This window comes from Enterococcus sp. DIV0970a, from assembly GCF_051711265.1.
Classification (GTDB): domain Bacteria; phylum Bacillota; class Bacilli; order Lactobacillales; family Enterococcaceae; genus Enterococcus_D; species Enterococcus_D casseliflavus.
Genome location: NZ_JBIOMF010000001.1, coordinates 1,634,524 through 1,658,568, shown reverse-complemented (window position 1 = coordinate 1,658,568; position 24,045 = coordinate 1,634,524). Strand labels below are relative to the sequence as shown.

Below are 24,045 nucleotides of genomic sequence, written 5' to 3'. Positions count from 1 at the left end.
CACTCCTCAAGTGTTTTCTTTAGTATACGCCTATAGGAGGAAAAACGAATACAATTTAACTCAATTTATATAGATTCATCTTTTCCTAATCCTTTACCATGTGTCCCCGATTTGGACAGTCCAAAACAAACTTCTTCAGGTTCATTAAATCTAAAATATTCTTTTGCCTTATTTTCTTCTCCTTTTTCCAAAAGATTCAAAACAAATTGAAAATAATTTTCCAATGTTCTATGAGCCTTTTTTGACCACTTGTCTTCTCTTATCGATAAAAAATACGGATCTAAAAATAAAGCTGTATCATTATCCAAATCAATATCTACAAAATCCAATTCACTCTGATTACGTTCTAATTTCAATTTTTCACTTATCTTCAAAGATACCAACTCCATTTTAATTATCTAAACTTACTAGTTCTGTAGTTGATCAAAATAATAATTATTTACTTTATAGTATAGTTTCTATTATGAAAGCTTGATCATCTCATTTACACATATGTGCTAACTTTTTTCAACCAATCTCCACTAACAAAATACGGATTATCTTTATCGTTTTCTTTTTCAATTAAAATCACATCATCATGAGTTGCTGCTACAAAAAAAGATTCTCCTTCGGAATATTTAAGCCCACCATCGCCAACACCGGTCTCTGTAAAAATGAAAGTTATAAGACTGGCTTCTTCTATTTTTGATGCACTCTTTTTTTTAACCAATTTAACTACTTTCTTTCCTCCCGCTTCTGCAGTTCTAATTATTACGTAACCACCTGCAGCCACCAGCCCTAATAATACTTTTGGTCCACCAACTTTTTTTGCTAAAGTTATCATTAATTGATACCAACCTAAATTTCCCATGTTATTTCCCTCCGTCATATGTTTTGGTTCTACTGATGCCTTGAATCACTTAATCAACAACTCTAATTTTGTTTAAAAATGATGTATTATATCCACTTATTCAATTTGAAGTGTATCTTCCAAATATTTCTTAAATGATTCATTTTTCCAAAAACCTATTCGTACGCCATCAATACCCCTGGTTAGCAAAATATAGTAGATGTTCAATACAAACAGTGTAAATTCATTTTCGTTCTCCGGATTAGCATCATTCTTTGAAAACTTACCATTTACATTGTGAAAATTATCGGGATTACCAATAAGACTTCCTGCCTCATCGACTTGTAGATCATTTCCAATCAGTACTCCGACTTTATTCAAGTCAATCTTTTGAACAGCAAAAACTGATCCAATCTGATCCTCTGCATTGGGATCTTTCGAATTAATCCAGTTTTCTTGTGTAGAATTCCATCGTTTGTTAAGATTCCCTTCGTGCCAATGGGTAATTTCTGGATCCTTACCATCTGATTATTTCCAAGGTTCAACCAATCCCCCCAAGACTCTATTAACATGATCACTATGATAATTTCTGTCATCTTCTATCCAATCAAACAAATTGGCTAAAGGATTATTTTCAAAAAATCCGAAATAAGCATCGATATCTCTATCGCAAAATACTGACCGATCGAAATCAGGATTATAATTTGTTTCTGATAATAAGTCGGTATCTTTATATAGCAAGTACTTAATACCATTTATATAATCATCTGAAGTATACGATTTACCTTCAGGTGCTTGAATTCGAAATTGTGTAGTCAGATATTTCTTTTCGAAATTTTCTGTAGCTCTACTAAACTGCTCTCGAGTCATGTTTGCTGGTCGAATTGCTTGTAAAAACATCATACATCAGAATAAGCTGCTTACCAATCTTTTTCAGAGGTTCTAAGTGATTATCATCTGAGTTAAATCTACCTTTGTATACATTATTGAAAGAAGACATTTGTTTAGCATATTTTCGTGATAACTTATGAGACTCATCAACAACCACTACATCAAAGTCCTTATCCTGATTAATCAATTGAGTGGAGATTACTTCGGTAAGATTATTTCTATTCATACCATACACTTTGTAAATTTCTTGAGCTGTCTTAATCCAATTTGGTTGTACAACTACAGCAATAGTTATATCAGATTGCTCATCCAAAAATTTCGCAACCAAATGAGTCAATAGAACTGTTTTTCCCGTTCCTGCATCTCCGTTGATTACAAAGTTCTTTTCTGGGTTTGCAATTATTTCATTGATAAGATCCATTTGTTGTTGGGTCAATTCTTTTATCGGACTATATTTAACCAAAGCTTGATTTCTAAGTTCATAAATAGTAGGTGTTTTTACACAACCTTTGCTATATAGTTCCTCCCAAAAAGGTAGAACAACTTCAGTAGCAATAGTCTCACGTTCCTTATAACTTCGATATTTCACCATTAATCAAGCAACCCATCAAAACGCTCCTCTCTAAAAACATATATATATTTAATTATACGCTTCATATCGATTTCAGAAAAGATTAACTCGATAGAATTAAATTTACATATGACAAATCAAACAAGCATGATGCTCCTACCAAAGTTCATCAAGTTAAATTTAATAATGAACAAATCAAAAAAGGAAAAACGAAATGCCCCCCTAGCAAAACCGACTTCGTTACTCCTCTTTTTTTGAGTTTAGTATGACAAACACTAACTTGTCCTCTAAATGCTTGTGAAGTATGCTGTTAACTTTTTTTATGAATTATCTACGTTTGTCTCAAATAATCTATTATCTGTAGTGTGTAGCCAACAGCATTCCTACCAAAATAAATTGTTAGTATAATTAATATCGCTGGTAAAACTAGAACCCAGTTTAATTGGAAGTTCTTAATTATCACTTTTAATACTAAAAAAGTGATAAGGAAAAAAGCAAAAATGTTAGCACATTCAAAATATATACCATTATAAAAAAATACTTTAAAGTAACTCTTTCTTTCATTTTTAGTAACAAAATCAAATAAATCGTCAGAAAAAATAAATATCCGAGAAAATATCTCTAGAATAATTTCCATGTAATATCACCTCATCATCCTTGAGTTAAAAATATTTTTTATCATGAAGCAGTAATCAATTACCAATATTTATACAGTTCCTAAAATACGATTTTATAAAAAGAAAGGTAGGTCCATAGATTTGTACCTACCTTTCGGTAATGCTAACAGAAACTGACTACACGGTTATCTTTTAAAGTGATTATTCTGGAATATCAAATTTTTTTAGCGCCAAATACAATCTGATCATACACTCTTGGTAACAATCTTCATCAAACTTTCCATTTCTACAAGATTCTTTGATTAATAGTGGATTAAATTTAGTCACAATTTGCATAAATGCCTCATCATCATTGGTTTGAACAAGAACTACGAGTTCTATCAATGATTTCATTTCAAGCCCCCCATCCTTTAACGCTTATTTCTCTCAGGAAAAGCGTAGGAGGAGCACGAATCATATAGTATTTTTGATTTAACGAATTAGTCGTTTTCGGATTTTTTTCAGGATTCGCTGACGCTTTTTTGTTACACCCTGTCGGCTCATCGATAGTAGAAGGGAAATTTCATAGTCCGAAAATCCAAGAATATATTTTCGGACTATGAAATATTGATCGGCATCAGGTAGATTTTGAAGTTCAACAACTAAATCTAAATTGGTAAATTCGAGTGAAAGGTTCTCATATTTAATCGTAACTATCTCTTTGGCTATTATCGGGTTTTCTCCAATTAAGTAATCAAGAACTTATTGTCCAGGAACAAATTCTGACTTTTTCAGCCTTGTATTTTTAGTAAAATAATTAATCGCGGTATTATGAACCGTTTTTTGAATATAATTTATAATTTGAGCATCGCATTTTTTAATATCAAAATTCTGATTCATCGCTGTCACTTCTTCCTTTGATATTTCGAAAGGAAAAAGATATACGGACAAATTAAGTTTTCAGTCTATATTGCCAATATCCTCTCATCGCACGTTCAACAGGGATTGATTCATCTCGATTAATTTTTGGAAGAATATTATTTACAAAATTTCGATAGTCAGGAAAACTATCATACGTTTCTTTCCACTCATGGTATATTTGCTTGGCGGATAAAGGCTTGCCTGACTCTTTCAAGATTGATGCAATAATAAACCCATAATCTTTGTAAGATCGATGATGTCTGCCGACTGCTTTTCGCTGAGTATAGTAATCCTGAAGCTCTTTTTCGTTTCGCAAGTTCAGTGGTTTCATTTCATGAGATGATTCTTCAATAGTTTGCTTTATGTTTTTGTCGTTATCTAAACGAAGTAAATATTCTCTTAATTCAAAATACGGGACCTGCAACAGTTTAGTTAACAGTCGGTTAGATTACTTATTTTCTTCGCCTCAAATTGTCGAGGAGTCATCATAAATTTTGTATGAATTCTTTTGTTTGGATAATAGTCTTCTAAATAATCTTGAATCAACACCTTCATCTCTATTTTACTTTTATGCTTGTTGGGTTCGATTAATTCTCGTTTGATTGATCGATGAAACGATTCGATTACCACATTATCAACAGGAGTCCCAGGTTGGCTCATTGAATGTGTGATGTGGTGGTCGGTCAACAGCTCTTGATAGCTAAGAGACCGATATTGGCTACCTCTATCGGAATGAATTACCGTAGGCAATTCTCCTTTGTAAATTTGTAATGGATGGATGACAATTTCTTTTTTCATGTTAGAATCCACCATATAGCAACGTGGAATACGAGTTGCTAAGTCAATGTAGGTGGACAAATAGAGGCGACCGTCATTACAAGGAATGTAAGTAATATCTGTCACCCAAACAGCATCGATTTGGCTCTGTTCAAATTGTCGATTCAATAAATTTTCTTTTACTATTTCTTCGATTGCTTTTCCTTTGCCATAAGAAGATTGGCGTCGATGAAATCCTTTTGCGCATAAATTCATTCCACGCATAAGGACTGCCACAACACGTTTATTGGTTTCGATTCCTTCATCGTAAAGTTGTTGAGCGATTCTTGGAGATCCGTATCGACCTTTGTGTTCGTAGAACACTCGCTTAATATTCTGTTTTAAAAAATTATGGCGGAGTTGAGTCCTACTGGGGCGACGATTCCGCCATAAATAATATCCTTGCCTACTTACATTTAAAATCCTGCACAAAGTTTGAATTGAATATTGTTGACGATGTTTGTGAACAAACTCAAAACGAACTACTTTTTTTGCTTCACAAACGTGTCGAACTTTTTTAGAATTTCATTTTCCTCTGTTAGCCGTTTATTTTCCTGTTCAAGAATGTAGAAATCCGCTTTATTAGGTAATCTTTTTCCTTTTCCAGCAAAAGCATTTTTCCCGTATCGATGATATTCTGAAACCCATCGGGAAATTGTTGGACGAGAGATATTGTATTCTTTAGCAATTTCTTGGTAGTTACTTTTTTCTCAAGGATATCCTGTGAAATCTTTAGTTTAAATTCACGATCATATGTTTTTCTCAACAGAGTTCATTTCTTCCGGTAACGTAACTGATAGTCAAGAAAAGTGTATCATAGCCCGTTGTCTAAATCTTTCAGCTCTTTTTTCTTATTGCGAATGGTAGCTAATGCCTTTTTATTGGTGACAATTTCTACATTCATACTTGAATCAATGGGGAACGTGAATTGTTGTTGCTGGTAATAGAAAAGTTCCGAGGAAGGAAACTCCATCTCTCCTACAATCGTATTAATTGTTAAGTACGCTACATAAGACTCATGTTTTTCATGTTCCAGCCGTAAGTATCGTGGCTTTTCTTCAATCAAGCAACGACTTGGACGCAACAAGTCATAGCGTTTTACCAAAATTTCCGATTTCAATTTTTTCTTTGGCAATTGAAATTCATATTCTTCAAAAGGTGTCCCTTTTCCCCATAGATATGTTCAATCAGGTAAGTCAGATCACTGGGTGTTACGCGTCTAACTTTGAATCGCCGATATAATTTACTTTCCATCAATTTTTCAAGCTTAGAATACCGGAGAATTTCTTCGTTCGACAAGGAAACAAAATCGCCCATTAAATGATGATTGACCCCATAGACAAAATCTTGAAATCCTGAGGAAAATGATTTGTTGATACTTTTTAGATTGAGTGCTTCATCTGTCGCAATCAGTTTGAAGCCAATAAAAAAGCGATAGTCAATTTGACTATCGCCAATCATAGATACTAATTTCTTTTGAATTGGTATTTGGGGTGATTATCAACTGATTGCCATTTACCCGATAATCAATATTTGCGGTATTTTCCGCAACCTCATCGAACTCTGACAAGTTCAGATTATTCGTATCCGTCACAGTAGTCGTTTGCCCTAATACTGTTTTAGCCGTACTATTATGGAAGCTTGGTTTCTTCTGATAATCAGCAATGACTTGATTGATTTTTGCCTCAATGCCTGCGACATTTACGTCACTACCATCCAATCGTTTGATTGAGTGAAGAGTATAACCGTTAACTTCTTGCCAAATCATCTTCTGTGCCACAATATGAATATCTGTACCGGATTTTGTCCATAAAACGGAAACTAGTTTCGCTTTCTCAGACATATCAGGCAATGGATTCTTTTCATATCCAGGTGTAAATTCATTATCGATCGGAACCCCTGGTTCAATACAAAATATATCCTGCTTCTTTCCATTATAGACAGCATAGTGAGGAACGGTAACTTCAGACATCAGTCGACCATCACTAAACGTACCCTCAACGGCGTACTGATGAGCCAAATCCAATTCAACTGTCACCGTTTGTGGATGAGTGATTTCTTCTGCAAAGGCAATCGTTGGCCCAATTGGTCTACCAATTGTTTGGCATAACAGTCCAAGTGTGACGAGAAAACACCAATTCTTAGATCTTTGGGGTTTCATAAGATAAATCTCCTTTCAATTTGAAAAAATAAAAAAAGACATTCGATAATTCGAACATCTTCTAGATAATGCTATTCAGTTAGAGTCATATAAAATAATTAATACCAAAAACTACTTTTTTCTTTAATTATTTTTGCTTCTTCATTTTTGAAATGCTCTCTTTCTCCAAAAAATTCATCTGATACTGCAACAGTAGGATCGAACCAATCAGCTTTTTTCTTAGCCCACTCAATCCATTCATCAGAGTATTTGATCCTATTCTCTGATTTCGTTGCTGCTTCGACATACTTACGGATTCGTTCAGCTTTCTCAAAATCAACTGCTTCATTCAACAAAAATAATGTTTGTTTAACTTCTTCATTGTATCGATCAATTTTCTTTTTTTTTAGGATTCTTTCTTCTTCCCTCTTTCTTTCAGCTTCCTCACGAGCCAGTCGCTCTACTCTAACTGATTCAGATGCTTCGTATAGAGCAACTAAGACTTCTCCTAGTCTTTCTTCTAACTGATAGCTTTTACTATCCCTGAAAGTGCGATTATTACATAATCTCAGACTTAGCTTACCGTTAAAAGGATAGTCATATTTTCTTACTCTCGGTTCATAAGCATATCCACCACGTTTTTTATCTTCCTGATATTTCAACATTTCCATATTTTCTTTTTTCGTTAAAACGTGAGGGATTTTTTCCTTAGCTTCTGAAAAAGTAAATGAAACGATTTCATCATTAATTATAAAAGCTTCCTTATTTGGCAATAATTGACAACCATAAGGTTCAATCGCTCTAATTATAGAATCAAGAATTCTACTTCTTCTTTGTACCCCTTCTTCAGATAAATTATCCGCATTCATTGGTGGGTCCTCAAGATTATGCTTGCCCCACCCTTTCGCTAGATTTTTTTGATATTCTTTCTGCCATTTAATAATCCTTTTTTTTTGCTTCAACACAGTAGAACTAAACTTTTGATTCTCATCAGATAACGATATCTGGTCTGCTATAGAAAGAATTGCGGCCAAAGTTTCTTCGTCTAAAAAACTCAATTTTTCCTTGATATCAAGTTGTTTTTCTGGTTCAATCCATTTACTATTCCGAAGTCCATGCTTGCCTTTTGGATAATTCCCTTTAGGTAGAGGAGGTCTTTTTATTTTAGATCCCGTTATAACTTTCGCCCAATATCCAGCTGGTGGCGTAGGTACATTCAACGATTTACATACTTTTCGGATTGCATTATCAGATACGTGATATTTTTTTGCTACTTCAGTTACTGGGTCTGACCAAACTTCTTTATATAGTCCTTCACGATCATAATAATTATATTTGGTATTCCCCATTTCAATTGAATCTGGAAAATTAGCAACTTCTTCTAATTTTTTAATTGCTTCTTTTTCTAATTTTTCAGTTGTTTCAATATCTATTTTTTTCTGTGCGTAAGAAATATTTTTGATTTTCTCATACAACTCAATTTTTTTATTGAACTCTCCTGTTAATTCAAGCACGGTCACTTCTTTACCACTACTTAGCTTAGCCCAATATCCAGAAGGTGGGGTAGGGATATCTGCTTCTTTTAACTGAGCAAGAAATTGTTGATATGGAACATCATATTTTCTTGCAGTCGCAGCAGCAGAAATATCCCATACCTCATCATATAATTCTTTTCTTGTAGTAGTATGTTTGATGACATTTTCCGAAGTAATCAACCTCTCTACACCCAATTTACTTGACTTATCTAGTTTTATCTTTGTTCTATCTTCTATTGCGAAAACATCAGAACTATTACTTTTTTCTCGTAATTCAGGAAGTATAATTTCAGCAAGTTTTGGATTAACCTCTTTTATTATCGCTTTGAAATTTTCTATTCCTCCAATTCTTCGCTTTCGCTTAATAGAAAAACCAAGTCATTTTTAATCCCTTCAAATTGTTCAATAATCTTATTTATCCCATTTTCAATATCCTCTACTTGAATATTGTTTATCTTTCCATGGTTATATGCAATCAACCGTTCGGGTACAATTGAATATGACCAACTAGAACGATAGCTATCATCAGATTTTATTGCAAATCCAATTGGCAACAGATTATTCCTCATTCCCACAGTTAACATATTTGATGAAATTCCTAAATAATCAGCAGCAATCTTAATAGTTACTTTTGACATTGAACGAATTTCATCATCCGTATATTTTCCCATCTCTCTCACCTCCCTTTAAAGAAAGCGCTCTCTATTCTATTATTTTACATAAAAGTAAGAACAGATAAAAGAGCCATTCAATAATTGAATGGCCCAAACTAAAGTAAACTATTCTTCTTAAAAACTAATTAGCACCATATATCAAAAATTCCAAAGACACTTTTCCTATATAGGCATACTGAATAATACGATCGGTATTTGGGGTATCTTTTCCATTCTCGTATCTATCCATCGACCATTTTGTAATAGGAGGCGAAAAAAACTTTCCAAAGTCTTCTCTTTCCAAACGATAATCCCTTCGAATTTTTCGAAGTCTCAAGCCCATTCGAAATGGATCAAGCTTTTCAAACTTGCTAATCTTATGTCCCTTTTTCAACATCTTATTAAAGGTGTCTCCATATAAAATATACGGAACAGTAACTTTCCCAAGGTAAGCAACATTCATTAATCTTTCGATATCAGGAATATTCGTACCCTTTTCCCATCTATTCACAACATTCTTGCCTGCTGATCGAGTAAAGTTCTTACCAAATTTTTCCAGTGTCTCACCGCGATTTTTCCGAATCTCTTGGATTCGTTTTCCGATCGCCATTTTATCGACAAAGGGTAATTTAAACGAACCATCATCTTGTTTTATATTCATCAAAATTTCTTTACCATCGTTAGAGAGAAACACAGCAATTTTTTGCTGTACATCCTTGGATGGCTTTCGACTACCGCTCAATATACGACTCATCAAAGGTGCATCAATTCCAATCTTTAGTGCTAACTGTTTACTTGTTAAACTATTCTTTTCTTTGAAAAACAACAATTGATTTACTGTAGTTGTTACAAGGTCAGTTTGACCACCCAAAAGTGTATCTACATTGAAAATCTCACTTAAAACAGTATCGATATCCTTTGATATTTTTCTTGTTCCCTTTTCGTACTTTACTAAAGCACTTTGTGAAACACCTGCTAAATCAGCCAACTTCTTTTGAGATAGCTTGCGCTCTTTCCTTAAAGTTTTAAGTAAGTCACCACTTATATTTTCAGACATGAAAAAAGCACCTCCTCATGAGATGCTTTCATCATACGCTGACGGTTAAAAACCTTCAAGGGAAAATATTCCGTTTTTGACAATTTTTTTTGATCCGTGACAACCGCATGACAGTTTAAACTTTTTTAAACGGGTAAATCACGGATTTTTCGCCACTCTAAAAGACTGATTTAATAGGATTTCCTTTTAAAAAATGCTACTTCTTCGGTTCATCCTCATCCATCTTCAGAACTGCCATGAAGGCTTCTTATATCATTCTGATATTTAATAGTATTTATACGTCCTCCTTATTCCCTGTTCGTCCTTGATATAATTATATTCATCAATCCCTTATATTCTAAACAATGCCTATACTGCATTAAGAATGTTTATCGATACTTGTCAGATGGGCGGAATATTGGCGAAGAAAATGAAAAATGCTTTCAAATATCTGAATTTTATAATTCTGTTCGCTTTACAAAGAGAACATACGTTCGTATACTTTTTTTCATAAGGAGTGATAATTATGGGAATGATTAAACCCTATGAGGATCGTAAAAAATTAAAGTGGATAGGATTCTTCTTGTCTGAACATACAACCGATATTGATAGAGTTGACAAAGAGTTAGCTTATGTATGCCCTCCTAAACCAGAAATGGATGAAGAAGAAATAGGAAAGTTTCTTCAGGAAGCGCTTATGAAACACAAAAAGTTAGCCGTGCAACTAAATTACACTCAGTTGGGAAAATTTATGCCTGATATAACCGGGTTTCTGTCTGGTCATAATGATTTGGGAATCTACATCGGATCCACCCTCATAGAATATGGTGAAATTCGAAATATAGATTTCTTTTCTGAGAAAAAGTGGTTTGATGTGTGATGAATATCATCAGCCAATACGAGCAAGGCTATTTATCCTATTCTGAGTTTATAAATGAATTTCCGTACAGTATTTCTGAGTCACAGGAAGCTTTGTACGGTGCAAAATGTGTCGAGTTTTATGTTGCTGTCGCATTAGGTAAAACGGATTGTCGCTATTATGTACAAGCTTATGGAGGCGATTGTTATGAAATCGATGAAAGGTGTAGTTTCGAAGATACGAGTGTTGAAGATAAGCAAGGCCCCTTTGGTGCGGTTCTCGCTGGATAATATAAACTGTTTAATCGCTGCACATAGTTTGAACTTCTTGGCCGATGTAGATGAGGGAATGAATATTGTGGTTGCTGGTGAGTATAATAGTAGGAAACAGTTTGTTGTGAAGAAATACTCTGTGATAGGCAAAACGAAGATCATGATTGAATTTGAAAATATCAATGTCCGATAAGCGCATTACTTTGCCTATTCAGTAAATTACTATATGATGATTATTATGATGACGGAACATAGTTCCACCTGCACGACATATTTTCATATGTCGTGCAATTTTTTTGCAAAAAAACCACTCCTGAGAAGGAGCGGCACAATTAGATAAAAAAGTTTTTCACATTTCATGCTGGTCAAAAAAAGCTGTATACTTCTCCAAAAGTTTAAAATGCTGCTCAAGATTTTTTCTAATGATTATCTGATCTCCCAAAAACGATTTTCGAGATGTACGTGCTATCTTGTGATAAACATCATTGTTAATTAAATAGTCTAATTCTTCATTAATTTTCTCGATGTTGCTTTGATCAGACGAAGATTGAAAGTATCGTATCGAATTGTATTCTAGGTGTCTTGCGCTGTTAATGACTTTTCTATAATGTAGTTTATCAACTTTCATAGAATCACCTCTAATACAAATTTACATCATTCTTAACTTTCTATCAATATGTTTAATTAATAAAATGCAGATTTTAATCCTATAATTAATATAAATGGGTAAAATTTTAAAGTTAAGAACATATATAAGAGATTTCTAATCAATAATTTCTATTACGTTGAAATAATGATAAAATAAACAAGAAGAGTATTAGGCGCACTTCCCCAAGTTTTCACCGCCTAACTACTCTTCTTAAAGTATTGCACGCACAAACTAATTTATAGCATAAACTAAATTACTGCAAGTAAAAAGAATCTGAGTCTATGTATAAGCCCGCAGAAGCGGGCTATTTTTGTTGACAAAAAAATCCACTCTTTGTATGAGCCATTCTAAAATCAATTAAATCAACTCATCTTTTGCCTGATCGTTATGTGACAATTCTGTAAGTTGTATTTTTTTATCCTGAGTGCTATTTTTTATTTAAAGAAACTTATTTCAGATAAAAGGTGATAAAATGTCGACCGTAAACGCACTCACAATTGTTGTCCCTATTTATAATGCTGCAGAACATTTGACTCGATGCATTGATTCAATAACTGCAAATACGTTTAGAAACTTTGAGTTACTGTTAATTAACGATGGGTCAACTGACAACAGCTTAGAGATCCTAAAAGAAAAAGAAATGGAAGATTCAAGAATAAAAGTTATTACAAAAATCAATGAAGGTGTATCTAAAACTAGAAATCTTGGAATAAAAGTAGCGACCGGGAAATTCATAATGTTTATAGATAACGACGATTATATTGAGAAGGATTACATTCAGACATTTATTGATAATTGTATCAAGAACGATGCTGATTTGGTAATCGGTGGTTATAAGCGTGTGAACAAAAGCAAAATCATGTTTTCTGATTTTCCACGGGATTGTGATTGGGGAAAGTATGTTATTCTTGCGCCGTGGGCAAAAATTTATAATCGCCAGATTTTGATAGACAACAATATCTTATTCTTAGATTATCCAATTGGTGAAGATGTTTACTTTAATTTAAAAGTATTCAGCAACACCAAAAAAATAGTGTCAATTGATTATGTCGGATATAATTGGTATTTTAATGGCCACAGTATCTCAAATACTTGTCAAAAAGCTTTTAATAAAGATATTGATATTCTTTTCTTATTAGATAAGTTAATTGAAGCTGCACATGGTCAATCAGATGCCTACTTAAAATACTTTATTAAGCGTTACTATGTTTGGTTCCTTCTGTTCTCAGGAAGACAGGCTCATAGAAATGATTTTCTAATTGAACATAAACGAATTAAAAAATGGATTTCTGACAGGAAATTTGATAGTACACTCAACCCTTTATCTAATGAACTAAAAGGAGAGGGAATAAAAAACAGATTAATAGTTTTCGCTTTTCGATCACTCGAAAAATCGCATCTAATTCCTCTTTTTTCTAAGTTTTATTGTAAAGGAACTATCGGCTGCAAATCAAAACAAACAATTTAATTGAAAGCTTTCTTTGTCCTATTAATAAAAAAATCGCCCACTTTTTTATTTTGAGTGGGCGATTTTTTATGCTTCTGTTGCTACTTTGCGGAGATACGCAACTTGAACTGGATCTGTGTGAATCCAAGTTTCATAGCCTGCTTTTTCCATCATCGCTTGGATTTTCTTCAAGTCGCCTTCTGTTTTCACATGAGTAAATTTGTTTCCTGTCAAAAAGTAAACTTTCGGATCATTTTGATTTCTAAATAGTAACATGGTTTCTCCTACTTTCTTTGGTTGAATTTGTGGTGTGTTTGCTTGTGTGTTGTTGCTTGTATTGCTGAAAACTGCGTTCTTGAATCGTTCGAATTCACTTGGTTTTGCCACCCAAGGAGCTGGACAGTTTTTGCCTGTTACGTCAAAGTGGCGCCAAATCTTCTCTCTCGTAATATGAGGATAAATGGCGATCAATTCTTTAACGGCCTTCACAGCATTTTGGAATGTCTTTTCCGTAATGTTTCCATTCTTGTCTAGGCACATTTCAACACCGATCGTTGAATAGTTGGCGTTGCCTATCTTAGAATACAGCGGACGATAGCGTGAACCATCTGCATTGTATTTGCTGATTTCGTTGGCGTGATACGCAACTTCATTTAAAGGAATGATACAGAGTGCTTCAATATCATCTATAAACAGTTGAGCAGAAGCATAGGTTCCTTTTAGGTTATTAAAATAGTTCTTGTGATTGCTTGCGGTGCCACCGCTATTGGCGGTGTAATGCATAACGATACCATCAATACCGTTATTCCTGATACCTGGTCTTGAGTACTCATTAATATTGATATACTCGTATTTGATGAAATTCATATCAATCATCCTTTCTAAAAAAAAGAAGCAGCCAATCGGCTACTCCTTCTTGTCGGTAAACTCTTGTCCATCACCAAAATCTGATTTTTGTTCATCTTGATACTGGCTGCTAGCGATATTCAAGAACACACCAGCTAAAGTTGCAGCAGCCGTGATCGTTCCAACAATAATTTCTGTCGAGAATCCATATAAACCACCTAGAGTTACGATAAACGCCGTGATACCTGGCACCCCAACGGTTAAAACTTTTTTTGCTAAATCATATTGCTTGTTCGTCAGATTCATATTATTTCCCTCTTTCTTTCCATAAAGACTTTAATTGTTCCCCATGCTCAATCAATCGATCATTGTGTTTATCCAAGCGCTCATCATGTCGCTTTAATTCATCATGAATTGCAACACGATCAGATTTACTTGCTTCTAAATCTCTTGTTAAAAGATCTAAATTATGAGCCAGTTTAGTTAGATTGTCGGAAATTTTTGTAAAATTGGACATTACTGGTTTGATTACAAATGCCAGCATTCCCACGATTGTCATAATCCAACCCGCCCAAGTTGCTAACTCCCCTATATTTAACATATGCCACCTTCTTTCCAATAAATTAAAAGAGCAACCTATTCTGGTTGCTCTTTCGTAAATGTTTCTCCGATTTTTTCCTGAACTAGATTCAGAATGAAAGATAGATCCAATTCATCTTTCCCAATATTCACTTGGCCAGAAAAAGACTGTACATCTCCTGCCTTTCCGTCGACATAAATAGTGTATCCCTTTACTTGTTTTTGCGAGTCATAATTAAATGTAATACTTGCAATATTCATCGTTTCACCTCCCCTATAGACTAACAAATCTAATCCCTGATAGTGAGATATAAGTCACACCACTGTCTGCGGAAGCTACCATCAAATCACCATTTAATTCTACTTGTATACGACCAGATCGACCAGAATTTGCCCCACATAAAAAAAGTTCAAGCATTGAAGCAGCATAAGGAATCGAACCGATTCTTCGTCCGGTTAAATCAAAATTCCCACTAGATGGTCCCACACGACCTCTCAATTGGACTTCATATGATCCATCAAGTAATTGGATTCTACGGTACTGAGGAGTAGCTCCTTCAATGGTTATGTAGCCACTTGCTAACGGAATATTTACCCAAGGAACTGATGTCAGTTGTTGAGCCGTAAGCTGTCCAGAAAAACCATTTTGACGGTCATTTAAAGTAAGTCTATCAAATGATAGAGAAGCAGATGAGATAAGTGAGTTAGCATCTCCTACTTTGTCTCCAGTATATCGAGTCATAGATACAAGTTGATGACTAAAGATAGTCTCGTAGGATTGAGTAGTAACTCCCTGAGAGTTCTTAATCACTCCTGAGTTGTAAAGCTCTGCCGAACCAATCCTCTGCGTACCTTGTGCAAAAGTTCCGTCATTGTACTGTCTAGTATAAGGATTGACAAACTCAGAACTGTTGATGGTAACCCCATTGATAGTACCTGCTGTAATAGTTCCTAGGTTTGCAGTGATGGCAGATAAGGTCGTAGCAACTATATTATCTGCTGTAAAAATATATAGGTTAAACTTGCTGCCATTCCATTGATAAGTCGCACCGATAATGTACCCACTTGCACCTGTGTTTTGCCAAAGCATACCAACATAAGGATTAGTTGGCACTGTTGCTTGACTGATGATGCCAGTCGGGTCACCTTTTTCACCTTGTTTTGCAACAGTGTATGAAGTGTTTGATGTATTATCTGTGAAAGTTAACACTGTCCTTGTCCATAAAAAGTTTCCAGCAGCAACCGTAGGAATTGATGTGGTCCACCCACTACTAGGCGCTGTTGTCCCACTATTAGAACTAGCAAAATTGATAGTTGTACTTTTAATCCCATTACCTGTTGCTCCTGTGGATCCAGTAGCGCCTGTCTCCCCCTTTGCTCCCATCTTACCAACAGAATAAGCAGTTGAATTTGTGTTATCAGAGTAAGTAAGAACAACCCTCGTCCAAAGGTACTGATTCTCGGAAACACTAGGTATTGAAACACTCCATGTTCCTGTAGGCGGTGTTGTGCCAGATGTACCAGCCTGATAGGTAGTAGCGCTGGACACGATTCCTTTTCCATCAGTTCCGTTTGTTCCGGCTGGACCTGTGGCTCCTTGCTTGTTCTTCACGACAATCATTATTTTTTGAATCGACACAGATTTGTATACCGCTTGATATGTTGCCGTTCCAACATCAGCTGACAAAGCAGTGACTGTATAACGCCCCGCTGAATTGATCGTGCTCGTCATACCTGTTTCAGAAACCTTCGAATACGTCACACCAGATGAAACTTTAGTTTGTCCCTCGTAGATAATAAAATCTCCCAAAGCTTTCGTGAAGTCAGTTACTGTGCCAGATGCATTAGCAGGTACTATAATGGAATCATTTGAAAGATACCCACTGATTACTTCTTTTGCATCTTGACCATTTGCCCCGTCCTTACCGTCAGAGCCATCCTTACCATCTTCTCCTGCTGGTCCTTGAGGCCCCATGAATGGTGTCCATGGTTTGTAATCGTCAGGATTATCAGACCCAACTTGATTCGTATCTGAATAGAATCCTTCGTATTTTGGATAGGCATTTTCGTAGTCTTCATCTGGTCTTGGGGTCCAAATAGAGTTGTAGGTTCCATATGCAAACTTAGCTCTCCATACAATAAATTCAATAGCAGCTCCTACTGACAATCTTGTAATGGAAAATTGCCTAGCTGCCCCAGTAGGGTGCGAGTAGTCTTTAGCTAAGAAAGTAACCCATTTAGCTTCACCTGCTTCAATTCTTGTTGAAGTAGTGATATTGCCACCTATATTAAAATCTACTGTACCTGTATTCTTAATATAAATAGAAATATCGTAATTCTCTTTTACCCCAGCAGTGGTCATACTTCCAGCTGGCATCGTACAGGCTATAGTCGAAGTACCACCACTGATTGCATATTTTACAGCTGTCGCGGCATTCCATTCTGGAACTGATACGTTGGCAGTCTTAGTTGAGGTCGCTCCAGCATAAGCAATAGCATTAGGTGATTCCGAATTTCTAAACAAATTCTCATTCGGATAAACCTTGGTAAAGGTACCGTCTGCCATCATCCATGCTTTATGCGGATGGTATGTTTCGCCTGGTTCTCCTTTTTTACCATCATCGATATTGGTAACTGTCACCTCAACGCCACCCCGCACATTCCCCGAATCGTCTGCTACTTCAAAACGAAAGACTGCCTTTTCTTCGATATCTGCAGCATTGATCGTCACTGTCTTGGTATTTGAAAACAAAGTGCCATCTTTATACCATTTCAGACTAAAGGTATCTGTTACATCCTTGATACCATCTCTAACACGAGCAGTTAATGTGGTACTGCCGAATCCATTTTTGAAAGTCACTCCATCACTAGTGATGATTTCATAAGTAAAGACTTTATTTGCTTCGATTAGTTTTCGCATTCGAGCAAGCAAATCATTACTGATTTCGGATTCTTTTTGAACAAAGTTAGTAAACGTTGTCCGATCACTAGATGTCACACCTAATACAAGAGACTCGGTCTGCTCATAAACCCTGGCTTCAAGATAAAGGGGTGGATTATAGTAAACTGAATCTTCTAATGAGAACGTATCTCCTGGATCACTGTCAAAATATCCTTGTGTTTCATAATCAACCTTGATCTGACTTATTTTTTTTAACTCAGAAAGCATGTACCCTTTTAAAGCTTCAACGGTGGTATATTCTGTTTCTCCTCGATCATCAAATAAATACCCATCATCTTTTTTGTTAGTGTTTGACGGAATTTTATTTCTTGCCTGCAAAGCTCGGATACCGTTATCGCCTTTTTTACTGAAATACAGAATGTTTCCATCAGCATCACGTTCTTCAAATTCGAGATTTACGATTGAAAGCCCATCTTTTCCATTAGCACGAATAGCTGTATAAAACTCGTCAGCAGAATCTTTTTGATTGATTACTTTTAACTCTTTTCCTACTCGTAGAGTTGTTTCACGTTTATCTTGACCTAATCCTTGATGGGTATCAGTGTGTTCTTTATAAATATTGATCACATGACGTTTTAGAGAATAATCATCGTTTGTCTCAGTAACTAAACCAAGTTCTGCGCCAATCTGATTAGCAGCTGAATATAAGCGATCTTTTTTATTCTGAATGCCATCCCAGCTAAAAACCATCTTTTTATCTGGCATTTCGTTAATCCCGATTTCAAGAGTTCCTTCGGAATCAATTACTTTGATTATTTCCGCAATCGTCATCGCTTTTGGCGAAGTATAAGCGGGCATTTTTTCTTTGTATAGCTCCCATGTAAGTGAAAAAGCGACAAGTTCTTTGTAATAACCATCTCTGCCTGTTTGGCTGATATTTAGCCAATAATCACGGTTTTTATATACAAAGGAAAGTTTATTCCCAACGGTAACAAACGAGGCTTCAGGATGTTTGTTGTTTATACGCATGACTAACGCTGTCGTATCTCCCTCGAAAAATCTTGTCAGGTCAGCTTTATCAAAGTGAATGGCTCCGACAGCAGAATTGTCCATATAGGTTAGGGTTTCACTGTCATGGGCATCTCTTACTGCAATACGCACGTTTTCAGTTGTCATACCCAAGCCTCCCTTATTTCTGCTGTTGCGGATTCCAATTCGGCAAAACTGGATAATGCGAGTTGAACTTTTGTTTTGCCAGGCGGAACTTTAAACCATTTCGTACCTTTCACTTCATCTTTCCCTTGCGGGAGATTATCTACATAAAGTTTCGTTTCAGTCCCGTTAATATAAATATCTGAGTTGGCTGCATAACGATTGACAAGATCAATCCATTTAACGATATTTAGTTTCTGAAAAACAAATTTCTTGAGAAATAGCATCGATACGTATTTCTCATTAATAATTCGATTACCATGTTGGCCAATAAAAACTTGGCACCCCACCACTTTTTTGTTGAGCAGGTCGGTGTTTTCAGATCTAAATTTTTTCCCTAGTAAAAATACCTCAATAGAACTTCCAATTTTGGTGATCGAAAAATACCCTTTATCTTGACGAAAAGGGTTGACTGCATCACTGCTTGCTATGAACGATGTTGATCCCATTGCTTTGCCAGGTACTCCCCAACTCGCAATAGAAGTGTAACTCGTGACTGTATTTTTCCAAACCACGAAAGAAAAAACTGCTTCTTCATTTTCATCAAAAAAGCAAAGTGTGATTGCTCCTGATTGATCGTACAAGAAAGCTTCAAACCCGATTTCTGAGTACAGATACCAATTGTCTGACCCAAGTTCACCATTAGAATCAGCTGCAAAGCGAACGTCTAACACTCCTCCGTGCCAATTTAATCCAGATCCGACTTTATCAAGTGTGATTATCTGTTTTCCATTATAAGTACTGAATCTTAGAGAACCATTGATCGCATTGATTGGGTTTTCCAGATTTTTTTGTATCGTTCGCGTCCAATTTGAAAATGAAGGAGCAGAACTTAAAATTTCCTTCGTTTTAGTATCGTCATAACCGTCTATCTCCTCAATCTTTCCGAACTGCATCACCCCATGTTCAGAGATTAGGCCAATGAAACCACTCTCTTTTTTGAGTTTGATGTGATAGTCAACAGCTACTTCTTCTGTTCCTTCATTATTGATTTCAAATTCCCAAACTCCCTCATCATTCAATTCTGCATTAATAGGCTTAATTGTTGATGAGTGGGAAATACCATCGGGGACAATCCAGTTAATTGTCCCCTTACCGATAAAAGATTTTTCAGATACTTTTGTGTCCCCTGAAGGTAAAGCCCAATAATATTTGTTTGGTTCATCCATGAAAACAAGCTTTTTGGGTTCTTTTACGTTAAGGATTCCCGCAAGTGCTCGTCTTTTTGAGATTAAGTCATATCTTAAAATAAACGGCATTGGTATAGTATTTTCATTGTATGAAGTAGTTAAATATTCTTTTCCCTTCACACCATCTCCAGTTTTTGCGAGTTTGACTTCTCTCTCAGCACCTAGATTTCTTTGAAAATCGCTCAAAACTGATAAATACTCGGTGATATCATAACCATCAAAAAAAACTTGTAGCATAATTACTCATACCTCCTTGCGACTCTCTGAATATAGGATTGCTGATCTAATTCTTCCTTGGTGAAAACAGCAGTTTGTTCTGCCCAAGCTTTTCCATCTGTTTCGATAGTATTTTTTAATACAATGTAATCGGGTTTTGAATTTTGTGTGTCTTGTTTATTAAATATATTTTTAATGATTTGGTTTGCAGGATCAATTGCATTGGCTTTTGAAACACCTGAAGCAAGTTCTGGTGCCAGTCTTCCATTAATCAATGCATCCATTGCTGGTATTTTACTAGGTATATTTGCTACTAAATCGTTAAAATAGTTTGAATCAAACTCGGATTCTATACCCTTTTGCAACTCATTAGCCCATGTAGAGACATCTGACTTAACTTCAGAAAAACCGTTTATAAGTCCTTCTTTTAAGCCACTAACTAAGGCTAACCCATTTTCAATAAGAACTTTTTTATCATATGGAATAGGTCCTTTTAAACTTGCTATCGTATCCGCCCATCCGGATACAGTTCTTTTTACATTCTCAAATCCAGACATCAATCCACTTAATAAACCATCAACCAATGCAATACCATTGTTAATCAACGCACCACCTGGTAATGCGCCGATTAAAGCGTTTAATAGATTGGCGCCTGCCTCTCTCATAGCTGATTGGTTATTACGAATATTATTAGCTAGCCCATTTACCAATGTAATACCGGCTTTAAATAATCGATCCTGTGCTCTTAGGATCCCTCTAACAGTGGCATCTACAATATCCATACCTGCACTGACGATTCGATCAATGTTGTTAGCAATACCTTTTAAAATTTGAACAATTAGATTTACACCTGCATTAATTACATCTTGAGCTTTTGAAGCCAATCCATTTATGAACTGAACAATTAGATTAAGAGCTGCAGAAACGATATCAGGCATCTTGGAAGCTAAACCATTCAAGAAATTAATTAAAAGGTCCGCTCCTGCAGATACAATACTTGGCAACTGTCCTGATAATGCTGTAAGGAACGTCACAATCAGTGTGCCAACAGCAGCTACTAGATCTGGAAGCTTTTGGGCAATACCATCAAGAATAGCAATTATTAGAGACATCCCAGCTACAACTATTTCTGGAACATGCTCTGTCAATGCAGTTAACCATGTTACTATCAAAGTCGCCGCCGATTCTATCAGGGCTGGTAGTTGCTCAGTGATGCCATCCAGTAAAGCCAAAATCAAAGCTCCACCAGCAACAATGATTTGTGGTAACCCTGCTGTTAAAGCTGCTAATAAAGCCACAATGATTGCTGATAAAGCGATTTGCGGTACTAGAATAAGCATAGCTGCGGTGAACGCCATAATTAGTTGACTGGCAGACATTGCTAGTGAAGGTAGACCTTGTGCAATTCCAGATACAATAGCAGCAACTATTTGCAATCCTCCTGAGATAATACCAGGTAATGCAGAAGCAATAGCAGAGAGAATTCCTTCAATTGCTTTACCAGCAGATTGCCCAATTTTAGGCCCATTTTTTTGCAAACCAGTCGCTAAGGAATCGAAACCTGACATTATTTTCTGAATGCCTTTTGATGTATCTCCTCCACCAATTACTTTGGCTATCAATTCAAATGCTTTTATTGCTAAACCTATCGGACCTAGCATAGCTAACACAACTGATTTCAAAATGGCGAATGCTATATTTACAACGTCAAAACTATCTGCTGCCGATTTTACGGGGCTGACCAAATTTTTGAACCAATCAATTAATGATTTAATTGATTCTCCGATAGCTTTAATTTTTTTTGTTCCTGATTCTCCAAATGCTCCGCCTAAAGTTTCCTCTAATTGATCGAATGATGTAATTGATCCTGTGGCAATTCCAGCAATTGCTTTAATAGCTAATTTGATATCATTAATTTTCCAAGCAAATTGTGTCATACTGTTCCATAAAGATTCTGGAAACATTTTTGTAAAAGAACTTCTTAACTTCTCCATTTCAGCCGGTAAAGCATTACCAGATAAAACTGTTTTTAGGAGATCAAAGAAAATCTTTATACCTCTTGCCACATCACCTAAAGGAACCATAAACTGCTTGAGACTACTAATCATAGCATCAACTTTCGCCCTAAATGTCTCACTGGTTTTATAAAAATAAACAAAGGCTGTAATTAGTGCGCCGATTGCTAGAACAATTAGCGCGACTGGGCTTGTTAATGCTAAAAAACCAGCTTTCACACCAGACATTATTGCTTTTAGCTTTGCAAAATTGTTAGCTGCTAAATAAGCAGCACCTAAAGCAGCCGCAAGAGTTGTTACTGCACCTACAACAACATATACAAGCGCAGGATTTTCTCTAAACACTTCTGCTAGTTTTGCCATCGCTCCACTAATTTTTTGAACAATTGCAAGAAATGGATCAAGCAACGGCGCACCAAAAGCTGCCCCTAAATCCGTGAAGGCTTGTTTCATATTTCCGATAACGTTCTCTAGACCGCCACCTTCACGTGCAGCTTGTCCTAATGCTCCTGATAACTTGTTACCATCCTCAACCATTTGCAAAAGCGTTAACTGCTTCTGGGCTTCGGATAAGTCGTTAAATGATTTGCCGTAAAGCTTATTTGCAGCTGCATTTCGTGTTGTTTCAGTAGATGAAATCCCAAGTGCTGCATCGTTTTCGTAGTTTCCTTTTAAATACGACTGTAAACTCTCAGAGACTTCGCCAATTGATTTATCATAAAAAGCAGCGCTGTCGGCTGCCGCTTTAGTTGCTCGGCTAGTTAAATCTAATGCATCTGCTGTATCCATCCCAGTGGTTTTTGCAAATGCTGCCATAGAAGTGAAGGCGGGTTTCAAACGATTAGGCAGAATATTTGTTTCTTTAGAGATTGAATCAATGCTACTTTGAGCATTCTTTTCCAAATTGCCGAATACTTGTGAGAACTGCGCATCCATAGCTTGCATATCAGCTGCTGATTTAATTGAAAAACCGGCAACAGCAGTACCTACAGCTAAAATGCTCAAGCTAGCTTTTTTGGCAAACTCAACAGATTGTTCAGAAAGTGAGTTGAAGGCTTTGGACTTTCCAATCTTGTTGTCTAACTGTTGAGCCGCTTCATTACCAAAATTTTGATACTGCTTTCGTGCTTTGTCGGTATTAAATTCGACATCAATGATTACGGAACCATCATTCATCCTTCACCTCACCTCTTTCTTCTTGTTTTTTCAACATGTATTCACGTTTTTGCTTAAGATCCATCATTTCAAATTCCAAGTTTGCTCGATCTTCTTTCAAAGCTACCGCTAATTTTGCTTTTCTTATTTCTTCAATTTCATCTGGTGTGGCTTTTTCTGGGTATTCCATCATGCGAATCTTGATGACATTTTTAAACTTGGTATTCTCAGACAAACCAGCTAATAAATGGTTAAACTTATCCCAATGCAGTGTTCCCTTGCTTCTTTCCACCATCAAATCCATCCCATAATCCATCAAAAAAGAGGAATAGATGTAGCCAGAATCCTGTTCAAATTCATACCACTTCTTTTCCTCGTCCTCTAAAATATTTCCTTTTAAATCACGTTTGACTGTTGTGCTTTCAAATTGATCCCCGGCAATCCTTTTAATGATAGCGTTTGATAATGGAATTAAATCATCTTGCGGAATAATTTCTGCTAATTCTTCAATCGTTTCGGGAAGTTCTTCCGCCCAATCATGGGATAAAATTAAGATAATGGAATATAGTACTTTTCCTTCTTTAGATAATTCGGGATCTTTCCACATTTCGTACCATCGTAGAACACGAGAAAATTCTAGATTTAATTCATAAGTGTTTTCATTGATTACGACCGAATCATCAATACCCCAAGCAAGAGATAATGCCATAAAGCA

22 protein-coding genes and 4 pseudogenes are annotated in these 24,045 nt (G+C 35.8%); 4 read left to right on the top strand and 22 right to left on the bottom strand.

Annotated features, from left to right (window positions below):
* Window positions 1–65: 65 nt before the first annotated feature.
* The 14 genes and pseudogenes from IGK14_RS07920 to IGK14_RS07855 all read right to left on the bottom strand — a co-directional run bounded on the left by IGK14_RS07920 (window position 66) and on the right by IGK14_RS07855 (window position 10,009).
* On the bottom strand, window positions 66–374 hold the full coding sequence (locus tag IGK14_RS07920) for a hypothetical protein (protein WP_438711990.1): 309 nt from the start codon (window positions 372–374) through the stop codon (window positions 66–68).
* A gap of 110 nt (window positions 375–484) precedes the next feature.
* Window positions 485–850: a hypothetical protein gene (locus tag IGK14_RS07915; RefSeq protein WP_010748278.1), complete on the bottom strand. Its 366-nt coding sequence runs from the start codon at window positions 848–850 to the stop codon at window positions 485–487.
* A 96-nt stretch (window positions 851–946) separates the two neighbouring features.
* Window positions 947–1,276, bottom strand: coding sequence for a DNA/RNA helicase domain-containing protein (locus IGK14_RS07910; protein WP_232624653.1), 330 nt, complete (start codon window positions 1,274–1,276; stop codon window positions 947–949).
* Between the two features lie 81 nt (window positions 1,277–1,357).
* Window positions 1,358–1,699 (bottom strand): hypothetical protein, encoded by a 342-nt coding sequence (locus IGK14_RS07905; protein WP_165569207.1) that lies wholly within the window; start codon window positions 1,697–1,699, stop codon window positions 1,358–1,360.
* Window positions 1,680–2,312 (bottom strand): DNA/RNA helicase domain-containing protein, encoded by a 633-nt coding sequence (locus IGK14_RS07900; protein WP_438711987.1) that lies wholly within the window; start codon window positions 2,310–2,312, stop codon window positions 1,680–1,682. Before IGK14_RS07900 ends, IGK14_RS07905 begins: the two co-directional genes overlap by 20 nt.
* Before the next feature lie 797 nt (window positions 2,313–3,109).
* Entirely contained in the window at window positions 3,110–3,301 is a 192-nt protein-coding gene (locus tag IGK14_RS07895; protein WP_010748274.1) for a helix-turn-helix domain-containing protein, read from the bottom strand.
* Between the two features lie 538 nt (window positions 3,302–3,839).
* On the bottom strand, window positions 3,840–4,139 hold the full coding sequence (locus tag IGK14_RS07890; protein WP_174272996.1) for a hypothetical protein: 300 nt from the start codon (window positions 4,137–4,139) through the stop codon (window positions 3,840–3,842).
* 101 nt (window positions 4,140–4,240) lie between these two features.
* Window positions 4,241–5,131, bottom strand: a pseudogene (locus IGK14_RS07885) (IS3 family transposase); the annotation flags it as partial.
* 17 nt (window positions 5,132–5,148) lie between these two features.
* Window positions 5,149–5,390 (bottom strand): annotated as a pseudogene (locus tag IGK14_RS07880) (transposase); the annotation flags it as partial.
* 57 nt (window positions 5,391–5,447) lie between these two features.
* A pseudogene (locus IGK14_RS07875) lies at window positions 5,448–6,094 on the bottom strand (ATP-binding protein); the annotation flags it as partial.
* Window positions 6,087–6,785 (bottom strand): annotated as a pseudogene (locus tag IGK14_RS07870) (cell surface protein); the annotation flags it as partial. The pseudogenes IGK14_RS07875 and IGK14_RS07870, both read right to left, overlap by 8 nt.
* A 98-nt stretch (window positions 6,786–6,883) precedes the next feature.
* Window positions 6,884–8,479, bottom strand: a complete 1,596-nt coding sequence (locus tag IGK14_RS07865; RefSeq protein WP_114148904.1) for a hypothetical protein — start codon at window positions 8,477–8,479, stop codon at window positions 6,884–6,886.
* Window positions 8,480–8,634: 155 nt separating this feature from the next.
* Window positions 8,635–8,970: a hypothetical protein gene (locus IGK14_RS07860; protein ID WP_010748268.1), complete on the bottom strand. Its 336-nt coding sequence runs from the start codon at window positions 8,968–8,970 to the stop codon at window positions 8,635–8,637.
* A gap of 124 nt (window positions 8,971–9,094) precedes the next feature.
* Window positions 9,095–10,009 (bottom strand): helix-turn-helix domain-containing protein, encoded by a 915-nt coding sequence (locus IGK14_RS07855; RefSeq protein ID WP_311902653.1) that lies wholly within the window; start codon window positions 10,007–10,009, stop codon window positions 9,095–9,097.
* Between the two features lie 505 nt (window positions 10,010–10,514).
* On the opposite strand from IGK14_RS07855, the gene IGK14_RS07850 reads away from it, so the two are divergent.
* From IGK14_RS07850 to IGK14_RS07835, 4 genes are all read left to right on the top strand, one after another.
* A complete protein-coding gene (locus IGK14_RS07850; protein WP_010748266.1) occupies window positions 10,515–10,868 on the top strand; it encodes a hypothetical protein in 354 nt (117 codons plus the stop codon).
* A complete protein-coding gene (locus tag IGK14_RS07845) occupies window positions 10,868–11,137 on the top strand; it encodes a hypothetical protein (protein WP_010748265.1) in 270 nt (89 codons plus the stop codon). The genes IGK14_RS07850 and IGK14_RS07845 overlap by 1 nt, the downstream gene beginning before the upstream one ends.
* Window positions 11,055–11,312: a hypothetical protein gene (locus tag IGK14_RS07840; RefSeq protein WP_034695591.1), complete on the top strand. Its 258-nt coding sequence runs from the start codon at window positions 11,055–11,057 to the stop codon at window positions 11,310–11,312. The genes IGK14_RS07845 and IGK14_RS07840 overlap by 83 nt, the downstream gene beginning before the upstream one ends.
* Window positions 11,313–12,240: 928 nt before the next feature.
* Window positions 12,241–13,236 (top strand): glycosyltransferase family 2 protein, encoded by a 996-nt coding sequence (locus IGK14_RS07835; protein WP_194186076.1) that lies wholly within the window; start codon window positions 12,241–12,243, stop codon window positions 13,234–13,236.
* A 66-nt stretch (window positions 13,237–13,302) separates the two neighbouring features.
* Here the strand turns inward: IGK14_RS07835 and IGK14_RS07830 are convergent, their stop codons facing one another.
* From IGK14_RS07830 to IGK14_RS07795, 8 genes are read right to left on the bottom strand one after another with little or no spacing between them, the layout of a single operon-like run.
* Window positions 13,303–14,082: a peptidoglycan recognition protein family protein gene (locus IGK14_RS07830; protein ID WP_010748262.1), complete on the bottom strand. Its 780-nt coding sequence runs from the start codon at window positions 14,080–14,082 to the stop codon at window positions 13,303–13,305.
* Between the two features lie 39 nt (window positions 14,083–14,121).
* On the bottom strand, window positions 14,122–14,367 hold the full coding sequence (locus tag IGK14_RS07825; protein ID WP_010748261.1) for a phage holin: 246 nt from the start codon (window positions 14,365–14,367) through the stop codon (window positions 14,122–14,124).
* Between the two features lies 1 nt (window position 14,368).
* The gene (locus tag IGK14_RS07820) at window positions 14,369–14,662 is read right to left on the bottom strand and encodes a hypothetical protein (protein ID WP_010748260.1); all 294 of its coding nucleotides are present in this window, start codon (window positions 14,660–14,662) and stop codon (window positions 14,369–14,371) included.
* A 35-nt stretch (window positions 14,663–14,697) separates the two neighbouring features.
* A complete protein-coding gene (locus IGK14_RS07815; protein WP_010748259.1) occupies window positions 14,698–14,901 on the bottom strand; it encodes a hypothetical protein in 204 nt (67 codons plus the stop codon).
* A gap of 13 nt (window positions 14,902–14,914) precedes the next feature.
* The gene (locus IGK14_RS07810) at window positions 14,915–18,718 is read right to left on the bottom strand and encodes a hypothetical protein (protein ID WP_438711982.1); all 3,804 of its coding nucleotides are present in this window, start codon (window positions 18,716–18,718) and stop codon (window positions 14,915–14,917) included.
* Window positions 18,715–20,181 (bottom strand): distal tail protein Dit, encoded by a 1,467-nt coding sequence (locus IGK14_RS07805; protein ID WP_010748257.1) that lies wholly within the window; start codon window positions 20,179–20,181, stop codon window positions 18,715–18,717. The genes IGK14_RS07810 and IGK14_RS07805 overlap by 4 nt, the downstream gene beginning before the upstream one ends.
* 2 nt (window positions 20,182–20,183) lie before the next feature.
* Window positions 20,184–23,351 (bottom strand): hypothetical protein, encoded by a 3,168-nt coding sequence (locus tag IGK14_RS07800; RefSeq protein WP_010748256.1) that lies wholly within the window; start codon window positions 23,349–23,351, stop codon window positions 20,184–20,186.
* The gene (locus IGK14_RS07795; protein WP_142967529.1) at window positions 23,344–24,039 is read right to left on the bottom strand and encodes a Gp15 family bacteriophage protein; all 696 of its coding nucleotides are present in this window, start codon (window positions 24,037–24,039) and stop codon (window positions 23,344–23,346) included. The genes IGK14_RS07800 and IGK14_RS07795 overlap by 8 nt, the downstream gene beginning before the upstream one ends.
* Window positions 24,040–24,045: the final 6 nt, after the last annotated feature.